The 20815-nt window shown below is 49.2% G+C and carries 14 protein-coding genes; 12 read left to right on the top strand and 2 right to left on the bottom strand.

What is annotated here, in order from left to right:
* Positions 1-24 precede the first annotated feature (24 nt).
* From ACE5KN_RS04210 to ACE5KN_RS04245, 8 genes are all read left to right on the top strand, one after another.
* Complete coding sequence (locus tag ACE5KN_RS04210; protein WP_375528144.1) at positions 25-993, top strand: formylglycine-generating enzyme family protein; 969 nt, start codon at positions 25-27, stop codon at positions 991-993.
* A gap of 183 nt (positions 994-1176) precedes the next feature.
* Positions 1177-2955 carry a sensor histidine kinase gene (locus ACE5KN_RS04215; protein ID WP_375528145.1) on the top strand — a complete coding sequence of 593 codons (1779 nt, stop codon included), beginning with the start codon at positions 1177-1179 and terminating at the stop codon, positions 2953-2955.
* Positions 2952-4589, top strand: coding sequence for a response regulator (locus tag ACE5KN_RS04220; RefSeq protein ID WP_375528146.1), 1638 nt, complete (start codon positions 2952-2954; stop codon positions 4587-4589). The genes ACE5KN_RS04215 and ACE5KN_RS04220 overlap by 4 nt, the downstream gene beginning before the upstream one ends.
* 100 nt (positions 4590-4689) lie before the next feature.
* On the top strand, positions 4690-6369 hold the full coding sequence (locus tag ACE5KN_RS04225) for an extracellular solute-binding protein (protein ID WP_375528147.1): 1680 nt from the start codon (positions 4690-4692) through the stop codon (positions 6367-6369).
* 94 nt (positions 6370-6463) lie between these two features.
* Entirely contained in the window at positions 6464-7354 is an 891-nt protein-coding gene (locus ACE5KN_RS04230; RefSeq protein ID WP_375528148.1) for an ABC transporter permease, read from the top strand.
* Between the two features lie 43 nt (positions 7355-7397).
* Complete coding sequence (locus ACE5KN_RS04235; protein WP_375528149.1) at positions 7398-8276, top strand: carbohydrate ABC transporter permease; 879 nt, start codon at positions 7398-7400, stop codon at positions 8274-8276.
* 168 nt (positions 8277-8444) lie between these two features.
* Positions 8445-9446: a glycoside hydrolase family 53 protein gene (locus ACE5KN_RS04240; RefSeq protein WP_375528155.1), complete on the top strand. Its 1002-nt coding sequence runs from the start codon at positions 8445-8447 to the stop codon at positions 9444-9446.
* Between the two features lie 224 nt (positions 9447-9670).
* Positions 9671-10951 (top strand): galactokinase, encoded by a 1281-nt coding sequence (locus ACE5KN_RS04245; protein ID WP_375533041.1) that lies wholly within the window; start codon positions 9671-9673, stop codon positions 10949-10951.
* A gap of 117 nt (positions 10952-11068) precedes the next feature.
* Here the strand turns inward: ACE5KN_RS04245 and ACE5KN_RS04250 are convergent, their stop codons facing one another.
* On the bottom strand, positions 11069-11980 hold the full coding sequence (locus ACE5KN_RS04250) for an AraC family transcriptional regulator (RefSeq protein ID WP_375526461.1): 912 nt from the start codon (positions 11978-11980) through the stop codon (positions 11069-11071).
* 253 nt (positions 11981-12233) lie between these two features.
* Between ACE5KN_RS04250 and ACE5KN_RS04255 the strand changes: the two genes are divergently transcribed.
* The gene (locus ACE5KN_RS04255; RefSeq protein WP_375526460.1) at positions 12234-14240 is read left to right on the top strand and encodes a beta-galactosidase; all 2007 of its coding nucleotides are present in this window, start codon (positions 12234-12236) and stop codon (positions 14238-14240) included.
* Between the two features lie 323 nt (positions 14241-14563).
* On the opposite strand, the gene ACE5KN_RS04260 is transcribed toward ACE5KN_RS04255, so the two are convergent.
* Positions 14564-14977, bottom strand: coding sequence for a DUF1259 domain-containing protein (locus ACE5KN_RS04260; RefSeq protein WP_375526459.1), 414 nt, complete (start codon positions 14975-14977; stop codon positions 14564-14566).
* A 194-nt stretch (positions 14978-15171) separates the two neighbouring features.
* On the opposite strand from ACE5KN_RS04260, the gene ACE5KN_RS04265 reads away from it, so the two are divergent.
* From ACE5KN_RS04265 to ACE5KN_RS04275, 3 genes are all read left to right on the top strand, one after another.
* Positions 15172-16806: a GMC family oxidoreductase gene (locus ACE5KN_RS04265; protein ID WP_375526458.1), complete on the top strand. Its 1635-nt coding sequence runs from the start codon at positions 15172-15174 to the stop codon at positions 16804-16806.
* Positions 16807-17053: 247 nt separating this feature from the next.
* A complete protein-coding gene (locus tag ACE5KN_RS04270) occupies positions 17054-17824 on the top strand; it encodes a Nif3-like dinuclear metal center hexameric protein (protein WP_375526457.1) in 771 nt (256 codons plus the stop codon).
* A 605-nt stretch (positions 17825-18429) separates the two neighbouring features.
* The gene (locus ACE5KN_RS04275) at positions 18430-20718 is read left to right on the top strand and encodes an AraC family transcriptional regulator (protein ID WP_375526456.1); all 2289 of its coding nucleotides are present in this window, start codon (positions 18430-18432) and stop codon (positions 20716-20718) included.
* Positions 20719-20815: the final 97 nt, after the last annotated feature.

Consider the following 20815-nt stretch of genomic DNA (forward strand, 5'->3'; position numbering starts at 1 on the left):
ATGAGCATCAAAGGGGGGAGTAGAATGGAACCGACAAAGAGCTGCTGCGCGGCAAGCCGCGAACAGCACAAAAGCGATGCGGGTGTCAGTCAAGCCGAGCTGCCCGAGACAGTCACAACTGGGCGCCCATATCCAAAAGAAAAGCTGATCCACATCAAGGGCGGCGAATTTCAAATGGGAACCAATACGCCGGACGGTTTTCCGTCCGATGGGGAGGGACCTGTACGCACAGTCAGCGTGGATGATTTCATGATCTCTCCATATGCGGTTACCAACGCTGACTTTCAGGCCTTTGTTCAGGATACGGGCTACATGACAGATGCGGAACGCTTCGGCTGGACGTATGTTTTTCATCTGCTCGTTTCAGAGGAAACGCAGAAGAAAGCGAGCAATGTGGCGCAGCAGACACCCTGGTGGATCGTGGTGGAAGGAGCTTATTGGGCCAAACCGGAGGGCCCGGACTCGACCATTGAAGATCGGCTGAACCACCCGGCTGTCCATATTAGCTGGAACGATGCGGCTGCATATTGTGCATGGTCCGGCACCAGACTGCCGACAGAAGCGGAATGGGAATACGCGGCGCGGGGCGGATTGACAGGTAAAACCTATCCGTGGGGAGATCTGCTGAAGCCGGATGGAAAGCATATGTGCAACATATGGCAGGGCAAGTTTCCCGTGAAAAATAACGCCAGTGACGGATATATCAGTACGGCTCCCGTGGATGCCTATGAACCAAACGGCTATGGACTGTATAACGTGTCAGGCAACGTATGGGAGTGGTGTCAGGATTGGTTTAGCCCGTCCTATCACCGGACAACTTCCTCTACGAACCCAATCTTCAGAGAGGAAACAGGCAGACGGTCCATGCGCGGGGGCTCTTACCTGTGCCATCGCTCTTACTGCAACCGCTATCGCGTAGCGGCCAGAAGCAGCAATACACCGGACAGCTCCTCCGGCAATTGCGGATTTCGCGTGGTTGCGGATGTAAATTAACCTTCAAACAAGCAGGTCATCTCTATTAGTTTAGGGATGGCCTTTTTTTGCTTGCCATACCATCCTGAATCTTCTCATAATCCCCTGTACGGATTCTATGAAAGCGGTTATAATTGTGCCCACGCAGCCGGAGCTTGATAGTTTTTACCGGAAAATATAAAGAGTACAGGTGTGAAGTTCAGTATGATTAAGCTTAATTTTTATACAAAAATCGTCACATTGGCCGTCATTATGATGATTCCCATTATGCTGCTCTATTTTTATTCCAATAAAATCACGACCGATGTTCTTAGCGAGGAACTGGGCGCCTCCAACATCAATCAGCTGGTGTTCTTTCAAAACCAGGTGAATACGAACATTGAGCTGGTGTCTTCCTGGCCGAATCTGCTTATCCATGATCCTGATATCCTGAGCTTTCAGGATATTTTTCTCGAGGATGGATACCTGAATCTGGATGCCATCAATCTGGTCAAGCGCATTCAGAACAAGCTAAGCCTTCAGGAAAGCTCGTCCAATTGGGACAGCAGCATTTCCATTTATTCGCCGTCGCTCGGCAGAGTTGTGACGGAGCGGGATGCGCAAAGGTATGAAGCAAAGGACTTAAACAAGGAGATCAGGCCGGGCTGGCAGGTTGAGAAAGTCACGGAAGATGAGGGCGAACCCTTCGTGTTTTCCTGGTATACCGTCTCTCCATTCTCGGCGGAGCGGCATCCGGAAACAGCCAATACGATTATTAAAGTGGAGTTCGACAGCAGCAACATTCAGGACATGCTGGACCGTTTTAAAAGCGACGGGCGCGGCGATCCGTTTTATTTCAGAAAGGATATGGGGGTCATTTACAACCGCACTGCGAATCATGAGCTCGTTGGCAGGCTGCTGCAGGAACTGGAAGGCGGCCAGCTTGAGGACGGTGAAAACCGGATATTGGAGGTGAATGGCGATCAATATATGGTCAGCATGGTTTTATCCGAGGACACCGGATGGTACCTGATCGACTATATGCCGCTCTCCGAAATTATGCAGCCCATAGATCAGTCCAACCGGCTGTTTTATGTATCTGCAGGCGGGTTGCTGCTGTTTAGCTTCCTTGCCGCTTACATGCTCTACTCGCAGGTGCAGGTTCCCATCCGCCAGCTGGTCGCGGGCTTTAAGAGACTTGCGGCCGGAGATTATGCTGTACGCATGCAGCGTAAGGGCAGCCATGAATTCAGCTTTCTGGCGGATCGGTTCAACCAGATGGTGGAGCAGATTCAGCAGCTTTTTGAAAAGGTGTATATGGAGAAGATTCATGTGCGGGAAGCACGGCTGAAGCAGCTGCAATCGCAGATTAATCCCCATTTCTTCTATAACTGCTTCTCTTTCATGACCAGCATGGCGAAGCTGAAGAAGCACGAGGCGGTGATTGCCATGTCCCATCATCTGTCGAGATACTACCGTTATACGACAAGACAGGAGCGGGAGCTTGTACCACTGGAAGAGGAGATTGAATTTGTCACCCACTATTTGGAAATTCAGAACATGCGCATGCCCCGTCTCAGCTACAGCATTGAGCTGCCGCAGCGGATGGGCAGGCTGTCCGTTCCGCCGCTCATGCTTCAGCCTCTTGTGGAAAATGCGGTCATCCATGGCATTGAGCAGAATGCTGAGAACGGTCTGATCCGCATTACGGCGGAATTCGATCAAGGCTGCATGAAGGTGCATGTGGATGACAACGGCAGGGGCATGAACGAGCAGGATATATTCGCGCTGGAAGAGAAGCTGCACCGTCCCATGGATGAACTTATGGGCTGCGGCGTGTGGAATGTATATCAGCGCATGCGGCTGCGGTTCGGCGAGAGCGCGGGTCTCGCTTTTTCCCGCTCTGCATACGGCGGCTTAAGGGCAACCCTGTACTGGACTGATCCAGAATCTATAAGTGCGAGTTCAAACCTCTATAAGTGTACTGGAGGAGGATGGAAATGATTAATATATTGCTGGTTGATGATGAGACCTATGTAACGGAAAGCCTGGCCCTTACTCTTCCGTGGGAGGACATGGGCATCAGTTGCGTTTTTCAGGCGGCCTCGGGCACAGAGGCGCTTTCCGTTATGGAGGAGCAGGATATCGATGTTCTCGTTACGGATATTCGCATGCCAGGCATGACAGGGCTGGAGCTGATCGAAACGGCAGGCAGCCGCTGGCCGCATATCCGCCACATTTTGCTGACAGGCCATTCCGATTTTGAGTACGCAAAGAAAGCGATTCAGCTGCAGGCCGTCGATTACATATTGAAGCCGGTCAATGATGAGGAGTTAATGAAGAGCGTAATAAGTGCTGTTGCTTCCTTAAAGGAAGAGTGGGAGGCCTTTGAGAAAATGCACCAGCTGATGTATAGCCGTAAAACGGACATTGGCATTTTGCGGACCCAGCTAATGCATGATCTGATGCTGGGCAGACAGCTGTCAATGAGAAGTGTTCTGGATAAATTGAGCGCTTATGAGATTTCCTTTTATACCGAAGCTCCTGCTGTCATGCTGCTGATTCAGCTTGGCAGACATTTTACGGATATGGACCATCATTCGGTTTCACTCATTGAATATGCGATCGGCAATATTGCGGAAGAGGTTTTTGCGGGCACTTTTCATGTGTGGCATTGCAAAGCCCCGCATGACTGTCTCGTTCTGCTGATGCAGCCGAAGGAGGGGAAGCGGAGCAGCACAGATTGGGGAATGGATGAGGCCCGGATACGCCGGGAGCGGCTGGAGGAGGATGTCGAACTTTTTCGCAAGCATGTGAGCAGTTATTTGAAAGGGAGCATTACTGTGTTAATTACAGACTGGTTCAGCTTCCCGGAGGAGCTGCCGGCAGCATACCGGACAGGATTGAGTTCACTGTATTTGTCGCAGCATGCTGAGGCGGGGGCTGTGCTCTTTCTTGAAGATCAGCCGAATCGGCCCGCAGCAGTAAAGCCCCTGGAAGCCTTGTATAAACCGCCGACGCTTATTCACCTGCTGGAATCGATGCAGTGGGAGGCTGCGGCCAGCAAAATGGAACAGGTCTTTGCGGATATGGAGAACAGCGCTTATTCACGCGAGCATCTGCATGAGATGTATTTGTCTGTAACCAATGCATTTATGTACATATCTCATAAGCAGGGCAGGTTGTTTTACCAGCTTGATCAAACCGGACTTGATCCGCTGGCCGCTCAGGAGGTGATCCATTCGCTTCCCAGGCTGAAAGAGTGGACGCATGCGGTCATGGACAAGCTGAAGGCGGAGCTGGCGGCGAATGAACAGCAGTCCAAGCGTTTTGTGATCAAGCAGGTGCAGGAGCTCGTATCCAACGACAACGGACAGGAGTTGTCCGTAAAGACCATTGCAGATCAGGTATATCTGCATCCTGTATATTTATCCAAAATTTATAAAGCGGAAACGGGGGAGGGATTGGGGGACTACATCATCCGCATGCGTATGGAAAAGGCACTGTATCTGCTGAAGCACACAAACAAGAAAATCTATGAAATTACAACCGAGCTGGGCTATCAAAATCCGCAGTATTTCAGCAAAATGTTCAAAAAGCATTACGGAATGACCCCAAACGAGTTCAGGGATCAATGATGTTGGCAAAGGTGCAGAAATGTTCATTTAATGACATAGGCCAGCGTGATCAAGCCCTCTATAATGACATTGTAGAAACTTGAATGAAGGGGGAACATTCATGCACGCCTTTTCAAGAAAACGCTTCCTGCCTGTCCTTGCCGCCACTTTGGTGCTGGGTGCGGGCCTTGCCGGATGCTCGGGAAAGGAAGCTGACAGCAATTCATCCGGAGTGGTCAATACTGAAAACGTGTACAAAGAGAAATATGATCCGGAAGTCACGATCAAGACGGTATGGGGAGTAGACCCTCAATTGAAGTTCAAGAATGGCGAGACAATTGAGAATAATGTCGCCACCCAGTGGGCCAAAGAGAAGTTCGGGATTAATATCCAATCGCTCTGGTCGGTAACGGATACGAACGGCGCATTTGCCACCAAGCTGCGGCTGGCGATGTCGTCCGAACAGGAAATGCCGGATGTGGTGACCATCGGCACGGAGAACAATACGCTGGCACAGGACTTGATCGATTCAGGCATGTATGCGGAAGTGGGGCCGCTGTTTGATAAATATGCCTCGGACACCTGGAAAGAAGCGATGAACCAGGACCCGCAGGTATGGAACCAGTACACCCGTGACGGCAAGAGAATGGGCATCCCGGTGTTGGATTTTGCCTACAACCATGATTATGTGTTGTGGATTCGCCAGGACTGGCTCGACAAGCTCGGTATGACACCGCCGAAAACGATGGACGAGCTGGAAAAAGTAATGGATGCCTTCAAAAACAAGAACCCGGACGGCTTGTCACCGGACAAGGTAATTCCGCTCAGCATCGGCTTTAAAACATCCATGAACACCTGGATGGGTGACCCATCATGGGTATTCGGTGCCTACGGTACCTTGCCGCAGCAGTGGAATGCCGGAGCAGACGGCCAACTGGAGTACGGCTCTATTCATCCGGGGATGAAGCAGGGGCTTGAGAAGCTCAAGGATTGGATGAGCAGAGGTTATATCCCTAAGGAAGCCGCACTGTGGGACGAAAATAAAACGGCGGAGCCTACTGTTGCAGGTACGGCAGGCATTGTTCCGGGACCTTACTGGATGAGCGGCTGGCCGCTGCAGGATACGGTGAAGAACGCACCAAACGCCGTGTGGAAGCCGATTACGATTCCGACAGGCCCGGACGGCACGGCTATGCGCCATGGCACCCAGTTTACGAACGGTGTTGTGCTGATCAACAAAAAGATGGAGCATCCTGAAGCCTTCTTCACGTACCAGAACTATCTCTATGATCATTTCGCGACCTCCGACCCAGACAGTGAATTTAAGAATGGCCTCTTTAAAGGATATGATTACGATCTGGATGCGAACGGGAAGATGGTTCCCATGGACCAGATTGAAGGCGGATATGTAAATGTAGTGCGCTATTTGCTCGTCCGCGACGGGGCGCGCATTCCGGACGCTCAAATGAAAGCTTTGCTCAAGCTGGCTGAAGGAGGCGAGCCTGTGACACGTCTTGAAAAAGACGTTGCGGTAAACTACGGCAAGGATACACCTGAAGCGGCTCAGGTCCTGCTGCAGCAGCAGGATATTTCCAAGAAAAATATGTTCACAGGACCGACTACGGAAACGATGAAATCCAAGCTGGACTATCTGAACAAAATTGAAAGCCAGACCTTCAATGAAATCATTTATGGCAGACAGGCACTTGATACGTTCGATACGTTCGTGCAGACATGGAGGGCAGGCGGCGGCGACCAGATCACGAAGGAAGTCAATGAGTGGTATAACAGCGTGAAATAATCTGCACTGCCTCCGGCGGTAACTGCCGGACAGGGGAGCGGCCGGAAATCCCGGCCGCTTTGACATATAGATTGAAGCTACAGGGGGATCTTTCATGAGAAGTTTGCGTAAAACATGGCCGTTTCACGTCATGCTGCTGCCTGCGGTCATCTTTCTGATCATTTTCAGCTACATCCCGATGGGCGGCATCATTATGGCCTTTCAGGATTATAAACCATGGCTGGGGATTGGCGGGTCGGATTGGATCGGCCTGGACAATTTCCGTTACTTGTTTGAACGTGAGGACAGCGTTCAGGTCATCTGGAACACGCTGATTATTGCCGTCCTCAAAATGGTGTTCAACCTGCTGGTTCCGTTCTTATTTGCCATATTGCTGAACGAGATCCGGCAGGTCGGCTTGCAGCGCTCTATCCAGACGCTTGTCTATTTGCCGCATTTTCTGTCCTGGGTCATTCTTGGCGGCATTTTGATTGATCTGCTGGCTGCCGACGGATTCGCCAACCGGGTGCTCGGCATGGTCGGCATCGACCCCATATTTTTCCTCGGAGATAATAACTGGTTCCGCTTTACGGTCATTGTATCGGATGTCTGGAAGGAATTCGGCTATAACACGATCATCTTTCTGGCCGCGCTGGCCGGTATCAATCCTTCCCTGTATGAGGCGGCTGAAATGGACGGAGCAGGCCGCTGGAAGCAGACCCTGCACATCACGGTTCCTTCCCTGCTGCCCATGGTGATCGTCGTTGGCACGCTGGCGCTTGGTAATGTGCTCAATGCAGGTTTTGACCAGATTTTCAATCTATATAATCCGCTTGTGTATGAAAAGGGCGATATCATCGATACATTCGTGTATAGAACAGCGATTTTGAATGGGGAAATGGGCTTTGGCACCGCAATCGGACTGTTCAAATCAGTCATCAGCATGATTCTGATCCTGGTTTCGTACCGATTAGCCTACAAGTGGGCCGGCTACCGGATATTTTAAGAGGTAGTTTTGAACACGTACTTTAAAGCAAAGAGGGAGAGCTATGTACCAAAAAACCGTGCCTTACCGTATTTTTAATGTGTTTAATACCTGTTTTCTGATCCTGCTGGCGTTGATGTGCATCATCCCGCTCATTCATGTGCTGGCCGTATCGTTTAGCGCCAAGGCGGCGGCGGACGCCAATCTGGTCGGCTTGTGGCCTGTCGATTTCTCGCTGGAGGCCTACAAGAAAACGATTGATAACCCGATTTTCCTGCATTCCATCTGGGTGTCCATCAAACGGACGGTGCTCGGTACGGCGCTGACGCTGCTTGTGACCTTTCTGGCCGCATACCCGCTATCCAAAGAAACGGCCGTATTCCGCAGCAGAAACATCTATTCCTGGCTGTTCGTATTCAGCATGGTGTTCAGCGGGGGGCTGGTGCCTTTTTACATCGTCATTCAAAAGCTCGGCCTGATCGACAGCTTCTGGGTACTGGTGCTGCCAAGCGCAGTGAATACGTTCCTTATTATTCTGATGTTGAACTTTTTCCGTGGTATCCCAAAGGAGCTGGAGGAGGCGTCTCTTATTGACGGAGCGGGTCATTTCCGCACACTGTTCAGCATCTATCTACCGGTGTCCCTACCGTCCATCGCCACCATTGGCCTGTTCAGTATGGTCTATCATTGGAATTCCTGGTTCGACGGACTGCTGTATCTCAGCAACTCCAAGGACTATCCGTTAGCTACGTTTCTGCAAACTGTCATCATCCAGCGGGACATGAGCTCCATGAGCATGAGCCCGACGGAGATGGAGCTGCTGTCGCAGACGACGGTGAATGCCGCACAAATCTTTATCGGCGCAGCACCGGTTCTGATCGTTTATCCTTTCCTGCAAAAGTACTTTGTCAAAGGAATGACGCTGGGCTCTGTGAAAGAATAGTTGGGAATCGAAGTTGAAAAAGTGCCCGAAATATTTCCAAAACATCCTGTTTTCTCATAGAGGGGACGAATACAATTAGCTGCATAGACATTTACCTTACATGAGAAGGAGGATATGATCTTGAGAAATAAGCCGAGATTGTTCATGCTGCTCGTTCTTTGTGCTTCTATGATTATGTTTGCGCCAGATCCGCAGGGAAATAACAGAGCATCCGCTGCTCCCGCTTTTGCCAAAGGCGCAGATATCAGCTGGGTTGCAGGCATGGAAAAGCAGGGCTATACTTGGAAAGACAAACGTGGTGTACAGAAGGATGTTCTGCAAATTTTACGGGACGACTACCAAATCAACTCGGTACGCATCAGAGTGTGGGTCAATCCCAATATGAATGATTATGCAAACGGATACATGAACGCGAACAAGGCCGCCGAGCTTGCGGCCCGCGCCAAAAAGCTGGGCATGAGCGTCATGCTGACGCTTCATTACAGCGATTCCTGGGCGGACCCGGGGCAGCAGACCAAACCATACGCCTGGAGAAATTTTACCTTCCAGCAGCTTATGGATGCGGTGTGGGCGCACACGGTATATGTCATGAACACGATGAAGGAGCATGGCGTAACGCCGGACTGGGTGCAGATCGGCAATGAAACGAACAACGGTATGCTGTGGGAGGACGGAAAGGCTTCAGTAAATATGAAAAACTATGCCTGGCTGGTGAATACGGGGCATAATGCGGTAAAATCAGTAAGCAGCAGCACCAAGACTATTGTTCACTTGGCCAATGGCTTTGATAATGCTCTGTTTCAGTGGAACATCGGCGGCCTGGTAAGCAACGGGGCCAATTTCGATATTATCGGCATGTCGCTTTATCCGTCTGCATCGGACTGGTCCACCAAAGCAACACAGACGGTAAACAATGCCAATAATATGATCGCTGCCTACGGCAAGCCGGTGATGATCACGGAAATTGGCATGGATTATAATCAACCTGCTGCGGCCAAAAGCTTTATTTCCGATATCAAATCGAAAATACGGGGAATCGCTGGAGGCAAAGGGCTGGGCGTGTTCTACTGGGAACCGGAAGCCGTACCCGGTTATAATGACGGCTACAATAAAGGAGCCTGGCAGGCGGACGGTAAGCCGACGATCGCCCTTGAAGGATTTCTTAACTAACAAGAGGTAGTTCAAAAAGTCATCTTTTGATCACGAAGAAGTCAGGAAGCGGACTCGACATCGAATCTTGAATTCAGCCGGGCCTTCCGGTGCTCACGTACCCCTAGTACGCTCCGCTCCTCAGTCCCTATCTTCATTCAACCTTCTCGGTGCTGAAAACCTGACTTTTTGAACTCGCACTAACAAGAACATATTTGGAGGAGACTATGGGAACGATTCGCCATATGAACAAAATTCAGGCTCCGCCCTTGCAAAATGTATTATGCAAGCTGTACGGTCCTGATCAATTGACTTTGCAGACAGACCGTTATCAGAAGCTGTTTGCAGGTTACCGGGAGCATTACGGTGAGGAGAGCGCCGTGAGCCTGTTCAGCTCCCCGGGACGAACCGAAATCGGCGGCAATCACACCGACCATAATCATGGCAGGGTGCTGGCGGCAAGCATTGATCTGGATACGATCGCGGCAGCTGCTCCGACAGAAGAGGCCGTGATTGCCATCGTGTCAGAGGGTTACCCTGAGCAATACCGGGTTGATCTTTCCAATCTGGAGCCAAAGCCGGAGGAAACCGGAACAATGGCACTGCTGCGCGGTATTGCGGCAGGATTTGTACAGCATGGATTCAAAATTGGCGGCTTTAATGCCTATGTCAGCAGCAACGTGCTTTCCGCATCAGGCTTGAGCTCGTCCGCCTCGTTTGAAATGCTGATCTGTGCGATTTTGAATACATTTTATAATCAAGGGTCACTGGATACAGTTGTGATGGCGAAAATCGGTCAGTATGCTGAAAATCATTTCTGGAACAAACCTTCAGGACTGCTGGATCAAATGGCCTGCGCCTATGGCGGATTGATCGCCATTGATTTTAAAGATCCCGAGCAGCCCTTCATTGAACCTGTTACATCTCAGTTCCGGAATAGGGGTTATTCGCTCGTGATTGTCGGCACAGGGGGCAATCATGCTGACCTGACGGAGGATTACGCTGCGGTTCCTGGAGAAATGAAAGCTGTTGCAAGAGCGCTTGGCGGTGAAGTGGTCCGTGATTTGACCGTAGAGCAAATATACAGCAATCTGGACATGCTGCGGGAGCAGGCGGGAGACCGGGCGGTATTGCGGGCGCTGCATTTTCTGGAGGAGAACGAACGGGTAGGCGAGGAGATTGGGGCTCTGCAGGCCGGCCGTTTCGAAGATTTTCTTGAGCTAGTGACCGCATCGGGAAATTCATCGTGGAAATGGCTGCAGAACGTATACCGGAATTCGGAAGTAGGGGAACAGGGTATTTCCATTGCGCTTGCCTTAACGGAGCTTTTCCTGAAGCGTATCGGTAATGGCGCTTGCCGGGTGCACGGAGGGGGCTTTGCGGGTGTCATCCTGGCCATTGTGCCGGATGAGCATGCGTCAGAGTATATCTCTTTTATGGAAGGTACGCTTGCAACCCCTGTTTTTAACATTCAAATTCGCCAATATGGCGCCGTTTGTCTTAATGATATGGTTGAACAAGAGTGACACATAAAATATTATGTAAACCAAAAAAACAAAAGACTCGAATACCACTTCTATATAAACAAGGAGCTCCTGCTGATCAGGGGCTCCTTGTTCCATGAACATTTACAAATTTACAGCTCAAAAAAACTGAATGTTCCCAAGCGTCTGCCTGTACTGGCGCGGGCTCATTCCCGTCCAGCGCTTGAACTGCCTGCTGAAATGGGCAAGGCTGGAGTAGCCCAGCATGGTTGCAATCCGGGTAAGATCCAGATCCGGCTGCTGTATCAGCTGCTTGGCTTCATGCAGCTTCAGCTCGGAAAGGTACTTGCGCGGCGAGATGCCATATACCTTCTGGAATACCTCAAGCGCGTAGCCTGGGCTGATATTCAGGGAGGCCGCTATATCTTCGATTCGGATCTCCTTGTCCCGCAGCACTTCGTTTTGCATATTTCCTTGGCTGAAGTTGGACTTGATCGATTCCGCGATCAGGGCCGCATAGTGGCCGACCGTGGGCGATACAGCCGTTGCGGCTCTTGATGAAGCATGCTGGGCCAATAGATTAAGAATTTCAAACAAGCCTGCCTGAATACGGAACAGGTCGGATGTTGTATATTCCCGCTCGCTTTGCAGCAGTTGAACCCAGTTCATCAGGCCTTCCTTCAAGCGTTCATTTTCCTTCGTGCCTGCCGGGAAGTACATCTGTCCACTGCGTCTCATTTCCTGATGAAAGAGCGCGTCATCCAGATTGAAATGGGCTATAAAATAAGTCAGTCCCTGATCATTCACACATTCAATCACATGCCTGGTGCCGGGCGGGATGAGAAAAATATCTCCTTCCGCCAGATCCTGCTCGATATGGCCGAGCACAATCCTTTGGCTCCCCTGGAGAATTAATACGATTTCAAAAGCCGGGTGAGACTCCTCCGGCACCTTCCAGCCTTTATCGACCTGCTGCATATGTGCGCCAAAGAGCTTGATATTCCAATTAATGGCCGGCAGCCAGCGGGAGTGCGGAAATAAATAAGAGCGGTACTGTTCCGGTATGAGCATCGAATGACCACCTTGGATTAGGGCAAATTTGACCTGCTTTTGCGTATCTTTTTTTGCCTTATCAATTGTTATAATGACTTTAACGCATGAGAACCAGCTGAAGCAAGCGGGCAGGGGCAGGATGATCAATTTGCAGTCAACTCTGGTTTGCAAGTGGGGTAAATGGCTGGAAAAGAGGCTTTACATGCGGAGAAAAGTAAGCGCTGTCTTCGTGCTGATTCTAGTATTCCGGATTTGGAGGAAGTCATTTATGATGAAAAAATTATTATACGGTGTGGCTTATTATGACGAATACATGCCTTATGACAGGCTGGATCAGGATATCCGGATGATGAAGGAGGCCGGTATCAATGTGGTGCGGATTGCGGAATCCACCTGGAGTACGCATGAGCCGCAAAATGGGGTGTTCGATTTCACATCTGTTGACCGGGTGCTGGATGCCATGCATGAAGCGGGGATCCACGTCATTGTCGGGACACCGACTTACGCCGTGCCGACCTGGATGGTCAAGGAGCATCCTGACATTTTAGCCACAACAGAGAATGGACCCGGAAAATACGGAGCAAGGCAGATTATGGACATCACGCATCCCGCCTATCTTTTTTACGCCGAGCGGATCATCCGCAAGCTGATTTCAAGAGTCTGCAAGCATCCGGCCGTCATCGGTTACCAGACCGATAATGAAACAAAGCACTATCACACAGCAGGGCCTAACGTGCAGCTGCAATTTGTGAAATATATAAGAGAGAAATTCAATTCCCCGGACGAGTTAAATAAAGCCTTCGGACTGGATTATTGGAGCAACCGGATCAATAGCTGGGAGGACTTCCCGTCTGTTGTTGGTACCATTAATGGCAGTCTCGGTGCGGAATTTGCCAAGTTTCAGCGCAAGCTGGTCACAGACTTCCTGACCTGGCAGGTATCGATTGTAAATGAGTATAAACAGCCGCATCAGTTTGTTACGCAAAATTTCGATTTTGAATGGCGCGGCTATTCCTATGGGGTGCAGCCGGACGTTGACCATTTTGCCGCGTCCAAGCCGTTTGATATTACCGGCGTGGACATCTATCATCCTTCCCAGGATGATTTAACGGGAATCGAGATTTCCTTCGGCGGCGATATGGCCCGTTCCACGAAAGGCATCAATTATCTCGTGCTGGAAACGGAAGCCCAGGCTTTTCTGAATTGGGTGCCTTATCCCGGCCAGCTCAGGCTGCAGGCTTTCAGCCATCTGGCATCAGGGGCAAACATGGTGGCTTATTGGCACTGGCACTCTATACACAATTCATTCGAGACCTACTGGAAGGGGCTGCTGAGCCATGATTTTGAGCCAAACCCTGTCTATAATGAAGCGAAAACGATTGGCGCGGATTTTGCCAGACTGTCGGATAAGCTGGTGAATTTGCAGAAGACGAATAAGACGGCCATTCTGGTCAGCAATGAATCGTTAACGGCGATGAAGTGGTTCAAATTCAGCTTTAAATCCGATAAAAACTATAATGACGTGGTGCGGTTGGTCTATGACGAGCTTTACCGCATGAATGTCGGCTGCGATATGGTCGATCCATCCGTTGAAGATTTGGATGGCTATGATTTGCTCATCGTTCCGGCATTATATACCGCTTCAGACCGGCTGCTGGAGCGCCTGAATGATTTTGTGCGCCGCGGCGGCCATATCGTATATACCTTCAAAAGCGGCTTTACCGATGAAAATGTAAAAGTAAGGACTGTCCGGCAGCCTGGAATCATAAGTGAAGCATGCGGGATTAGTTACCAAATGTTTGTTGAACCCAAGAAGGTAACTCTGAAGGGCAACCCGTTTAATGTAGAGCCCGAACATAATGAGGTCCATACCTGGATGGAATTAATCACACCGGAAACAGCAGAAGTGCTCGCTTATTATGACCACCCGCATTGGGGGCAATATGCCGCCATTACGCAAAACACATACGGTAAGGGCCAAGCCATCTACATTGGCTGCATGGTGAGTCCGCAGGTGATGAATAAAATACTGGCACATGCGATCATACAGGCGGGGCTATGGGGAGCGGACCAAAAACTGGCGTTCCCGTTGATTACAAAAACAGGCGTCAACGAGGCGGGTAAAACCATTCGTTATTATTTCAATTATTCGGACCAGCCGGCGGAATTTGTATACCCGCATGGACAAGGAACGGAGCTGTTCGAGGATAGTACAGTTCATAACAACCAGACGATTGGGCTTGACCGCTGGGGTGTCAAGATTATCGAGGAAAGTTAGCAGCTTCGGGAGCTCCTGCGATTCAGTACAAACATGAATACGATACAGGACATGTTAGCTTGACTTTTTAATCACCGTTTATTAAAAAGCAGCATAATAATATAATATTCCAAATCTTCATACAATGTCTGTGGTATTAGAGTAGAGGCTTCTGGGGTGCGTTAATATGGCCGATCAATCATTTTTTTGGCCATGTTTGGTTTGATAAAGGGGAGCCTGGGAGCGGTTCCCCTTATACAAAGGTTTAAATTAAAGGTAGCAGTTTGCGCTGTAGATCGAATAATTTATTTTATCGACTAGAGCGAGGGGAAAAGATTCGAAATTTATCCCAGGAAACGAATAGACTCTTTTGTTTTTCTGGCGAAATCAATCGGCTTCATGATTGATTCCCAGTGGATGTACATGAGCCGTGGCTTTTCATCCAACCAATGATTGTGTAAAGCAGTGACTGTAATTCCGCGTTTTTGGAGATTGCGGATTAATCGATTGGCCTGATTTTGAAGAAGAGCCGTTTCCCCCAAGCAGAGAGCACGCCCGGACTTATCCAGGGATTCAAACGAAAACAATTGGTAACGTACGAGAGGAGATGTCGTACGTCTTCCTAAAATTGTTGCATTCAGTTGTCTTGCGCGGCTGACAAAACAAACGGGCCCAGGATCAATTTCATGTTCCCCACCCAAGATTTTTGAAAATTGATTACATAATCTTATAAATTCCGGACTTGCTTTAACAGCCATTTAATAAAACCTCCTGTTTTTGTGATCAGTGTATGACCAGTCAAAAAAGGTGGATTGGGTTATAGCCCGGGAGAGTTATTTTAATTATGCACCTCAATAAAAAAATATCGCGAAAAGGCTCTGGCTTTCGGCACACTCCACACGAGTGCATAATATTTTGCTATGTAAGCACAAGTGGATAAAGGAGGATGGTCGTGCGCAATTCACGGCAGAAAAACAGGAGTTCAACCTTTGACTACATTGTTATTGGGACGGGACCAGCCGGAGCAGTGATCGCGAAGACGCTTACGGATGATAAAAAAACCTCTGTTCTTGTATTGGAGGCCGGGGAAAATAGAGACCGGGATCTGCCCATCAGGGATTCCACATTTGCCCCTGAGCTTGAAGAACAATTTTTTGCGCAATACTTTTGGCAGGGAGAAGGAATCCCACAGGAAGGACTCGACGAACGAACCTTTGAATGGACAACAGGACGTTTATCGGGGGGCGGTTCCTCAATTAATGGGGAACAATATGTAAGGCCGACTGCAGATGTTTTATCTCAGTGGCAAAAACTTTTAGGGCCTATTTGGTCGCCAAGCAGCGCGGTACAGCGTTTCAAGCGTTTGGAAAAGTATAATGGTGAAACCACGAATGACGAGATACACGGCTTCCATGGACGAATCAATATCAGGCAGGCTCCGCGAAATCCAACTGCGATGGCCCAAAAACTCGTCTCCGCTATTGAGCAAGCGACTGGATTTGATGAAATACTCGACTATAATGATCCGGAAACACCGCTTGGTCCCTTCACTCGTTGGCAGCTTTTTCAACAGCCCAAAGGCGAACGGGAAAGTTCGTCAACTGCCTTTCTATCCTCGGATATCGTTCGACCTGACGGTCACGGCAAAAACGGTCGACAACTGAATATTTCTTATAAATCTACCGCTCTCCGCATTCTTTTCCAAAACAAACGGGCATCAGGGGTGGAATTTTCAAAAGAAGGCCGGCACTTACGTGCGTACGCTCGCAAAAAAGTCATTATCTCGGCGGGTATTCATAGTGCACAGCTTTTGATGCTTTCCGGAATAGGACCTGCCGAAGAGCTTAAATCGGCGGGCATTCCCGTTGTGTTTTCCAATCCTAATGTAGGAAAACAGCTTCGGAACCATACTTTGAATTTTGCTGTTTTTAGTACAAATCCGGACGATAGCCCCTTGCCTCCCGATGATCCGAGTGCTCTGTATACCGGGGGAGCTTTCCTGCCCGATCCGTCGCCCGAGGCCGATCCGTATAAGAGGGCGGTGCAGCTTGTTGGGATCGGTTCAAACGGCAATTTAACGCTTGCTATTTTATTCCTTAAGCCTCAAAGCCGTGGTTCGATTGACATCCAAAGCAACGATCCCCTGCAGATCGTGCTTGCCGATGAAGCCTTTTTACAAAACCCGGACGATCTGGATGCGGTCAAGAACATCTATAAAATTTATATTCGAGATATTGCCACGCAGCTGGAGGCCATTGATCCGGCATATCGGCTGATTTCGCCTGCCCCGGATGTCCTGGACGACGATGCAAGACTTGAAGAATTCATCAAGGAAAATTTTGATCACAACCACCACCAACAAGGAGCACTTCGTATGGCACCGATGCGAAATGGCGGCGTTGTCGATCGGCAGGGAGCTGTACATGGTGTAAAGAATTTAATTGTAGCCGACGATTCGATTGTCCCGTTTACAGTAGATGGTAATACTTCTGCTACCGCATTTCTCATCGGATTGACCATTGCCGAGCAAATCAGTAAACGAAAGCGGCTGAACCGAAAATTTAAACGTGAAAGCTTCGATGAGTGAACTGGACTAGGGATAATTTAGTATATGTATTAGGCTTATCTTGGTGAGGGCATAAGGGTAATTATTCAAGGCAATAAATGGGGATTTAATGGAGTGGCATGAGCCGATTTGGGTAAATTTGTGAGCGATTTGGCAATGGAGTTTGTTGTCATGTTCGTGCTAGGATGGCATAAAAACTGAACAATTAAAACCTTCCGTGCCTGCATAGTTGAAAGGGGAGAGCAAGATTTATACCATAGGACAGATCATGAACGCATTGACGGAAGATATAGATATCGTCTCCCCGACTGTGGATAAGCTTCTGTACGGGAATCCGGATACAGAGGTGAAAGGGGTAGTAACCGCCTTTTCAGCCTCCCAGTTTGTACTTGGGCAGGCAGTGGCCCTGGGAGCTAATTTGATTATTACGCATGAAGGCGTATTTTTCAGTCACCAGGATGAGAGAGACTGGTTGAAAGAAGACCCTGTATACCAGGAAAAAATCAGGCTGATCGAACAATCGGGAATGGCCATTTTCCGCTTTCATGATTATGTGCACCGTTACAAGCCGGATGGAATTATGACAGGGATGCTTAGAGAGCTTGGCTGGCAGAATTACGTCTCTGTCCATAATCCAGCCGCCACCATCCTGAACATCCCTGTAATGACACTTGCTGAAATAGCTGACTACCTGAAAAAGGCCCTGCAAATATCCTATGTCCGTGTGTCTGGAGACCAGTTCATGCCCTGTACCCGAGTAGGCATCCTGGTAGGCTATAGGGGAAGCGGCCGGCAGGCCATTCCACTATTTCAGCAGGAAGAAGTGGATCTGATCATAGCCGGTGAAGGACCGGAATGGGAGACTCCTGAATATGTGAAGGACGCAGTACAGCAGGGCAGAAGCAAAGCTTTGATCATGCTGGGCCACGCGGAAAGCGAGGCACCTGGCATGAAATATGTGGCGGAACGGTTGTCGGAACAATTCCCCGGCCTGCCCGTCAGCTTTGTCAGGGACAAGGCTGCATTCTATATTGTTTAGGAATGGTTCTTTTCTAAATACTAATAATAGAGCATATCACATCGGTTGCTTGATCAATGGATTTGCCTCGAATGATTGATCTATCCGGCACATTTCTTTGCTAACGGGTGTGACAGTGCTTATTCGGCCGAGAAAATGAAGGGTTCTTTTCTAACAGTTGCAGGCGCGCTTATTATGGAGAAACAGCTCTTTTATCTGCGGAAAACGGGAATTAAGCTCGCTGGTAACCGTTACATTTCGTTTCTCTCCGTTTTTACCCAAATAGCGTCGTTCACAACCGTTAGAATTTTCTCGACTTTTATACACACTCTCACTTATTCCCTGGTCAAGTACCGATTTTGGTTTTAAGCCAAAAATAAGCATGAAGAATCAAGAACAGGGGAAGATTCGCTTCTGTTCTTGATTCTTTTTAACAGTAAAATCACAGAGAGTCCCATTGGATAGAAGCAAAGAGTGATTTTGGCGATTTCTTTGTTGTTTAGGCAGGCATATGCACGGAGCGCCTCAGAACAGGAAAAGTGTGTTCTTTGGGCAACTTTTCCTATAGTATAATTACGTACATATGGAGCGGAGATCGGCCGAAGCCAGGCAGGGGAGTGCAAAAGATGAAGCGGGATTGGTTCAGCTTTAGCAGGAGCGTGGCCTTCAAATGGATTGTCTCTTATGCGGTGATCATGCTGATCCCGCTTTTTGTTAGCGCTATCATCTATATGCAGACAAAGGATATCGTTGAGTATGAAATCCAGCGGGCAGGCAGCGCGATGCTGAAGCAGGTGCAGTACATGATGGACAGTGAAGTCAATCAGGCAGAAAAGCTTGCTTCGCAATTATCGATATACAATGAGGTCAACAGGTACCTGAACTTGTCCGCAAACGAGGAAAAGAGCCATTCCTTTCAGATATACCAGACACGCCAAGAGCTGGGGAAATATAGATCCAACAATGATTTTATTAAAGGGATCTACGTGTATTCGAGCAGCCTTGATAAAGTGCTGACAGACGAAACGTATGCAGACAGCCGTACCTTTTATGACATCAACAGCCAAATGATCGGCATGCCGTATGAGGATTGGCTGGCTGATCTGCGGGGGGAACGCCTTAAACCGCAGGACCCGGTGCCGGTGATGGCATTTGACCGCTGGGGAAGCAATGTCGTTTTAATAAAGCCCTTAACATACGTGAGATCGGCGGATTCGCTCAAAGGAATGCTGATGATTCAACTGAATAGCAGCAAAGTGCAAAGCATGCTTCAGAATGTGGATTGGGTGAACCGGGGCGATGTGTATATCCTGGATGGCAACAATAAAGTCCTGTTCCAGAATAATAATGATACACCGTTGGCGGCCATGTCCAGCCCGGATGAAATTCAGCAGGAGGCGGAAAGCAGGTTCCGCAACATGGAAGATACGGGGAATATGGTCTCTCTAATCCGTTCAGATACTACTGACTGGAAATATGTAAGCGTTTTTCCTCCAGGTGTATTTTGGGAAAAGGCGCGGGAAATCCGTAATATGAACCTGCTCGGTTTGCTGCTTTGTTTTGTCGTCGGAGGTATTGTCATTTGGTATTTTGCGCGGAAAAATTACAATCCGGTGCGGGAACTGGTCAATGTGCTTTCTTTGTCCAAGGACGAGCCAAGCCGGCGCGTTTTGGATGAGTTTACATTTATCCGCAAGCATGTGCTATCGGCAATCCGGGAAAGGGATGATATGAGCAGCCGCCAGTTCAAGCAGATGCGCGCATTGCAAAGCTATTATTTGTCACGTTTGCTCAAAGGCCAGGCCGAAGAGGGGCTGTCGCTGGAGGATGCGGTGAAGCTGCACCATTTTCAATGGGAATCCGAGGATTTTGCCGTGCTGCTCTTTTATATTCAAGCCGGACAAGAAGCCAGTCCTTCACTGAGTCTGTCCCACTTTATTGTGTCTAATATCATCATGGATTTTACCGGTCATGGCCATCGATTGAATTTTACGGAAGTGGACGGTATGCTGGCATGCGTAATGAATATAGGTCCCGAACGGGCCGGTAAGTGGAAAGAGGACATGGAGGAGGCGCTCGTCAAGACGACTGGATTTATTGAGCGGAAATACCGGCTGCATATTGTGATGGCCGGCAGCGAGCGGCATACGGGGATGGGCAATATTCATCAGGCCTATCTGCAGGCCCTGGAAGCGCAGCAGTACCGCCTGATTTTTCAGGAAAACATGTCCATCTGGTATGGAGATATCGAGCCGGAGGAGTCCGGATATTACCTGTCCATCAATGATGAGGCCGTGTTCATTAACCTGATCAAAACCGGAGATTTGGAAAAATCCGCAGCCATGCTGGACGAGATTCTCTCCCAGGTGTTCAGGTCGCAATCATCCATTGAGCTTATACGCTGTATGATGGTGGACCTGGCAAGCTCCATCATGAAATCCATTCCGCAGGAGGCAAAACAATCTGCTTTATGGGAGGAATGGCGGCCGCTGAAGCGTCTGCTGGCCTGTACTACTCGTGTGGAATTTCGGGAAGAGTTGATGGAACTTTTGAAAATGGCGTGCAGCAAAGTACAAGAGAAACTGTCCATGCTGTCCAACCCCGGAATCGGCGAGCAAGTCACCGCTTTTGTGCAGGAGCATTATAACGATCTCAATCTCAGCGTCTCGATGATCGGGGCCCATTTTGGCATGACTCCCCAATATGTATCCAGGCTGTTCAAGGAACAGACCGGACAGGGGCTGCATGATTTTATCAGCCAGGTCAGAACGAATGAAGCGAAATCGCTGCTCCGCCAAGGAGCTACGATCGAAGAGATCGCTGCACGTGTCGGCTTTGCCAGCAGCAGCGCTTTTATCCGTGTGTTTAAGAAGTATGAGGGCATTACACCGGGGCGCTTCAAGAATCTACAATAAGAAGTAGTTCAAAAAGTCAGCTTTTGATCACGAAGTAAATCAGGAAGCGGACTCGACATCGAATCTTGAATTCAGCCGGGACTAAGCGGATGCTTCC

The sequence above is a fragment of the Paenibacillus terreus genome (assembly GCF_042138595.1).
GTDB classification, from domain to species: Bacteria; Bacillota; Bacilli; order Paenibacillales; family Paenibacillaceae; genus Paenibacillus; species Paenibacillus terreus.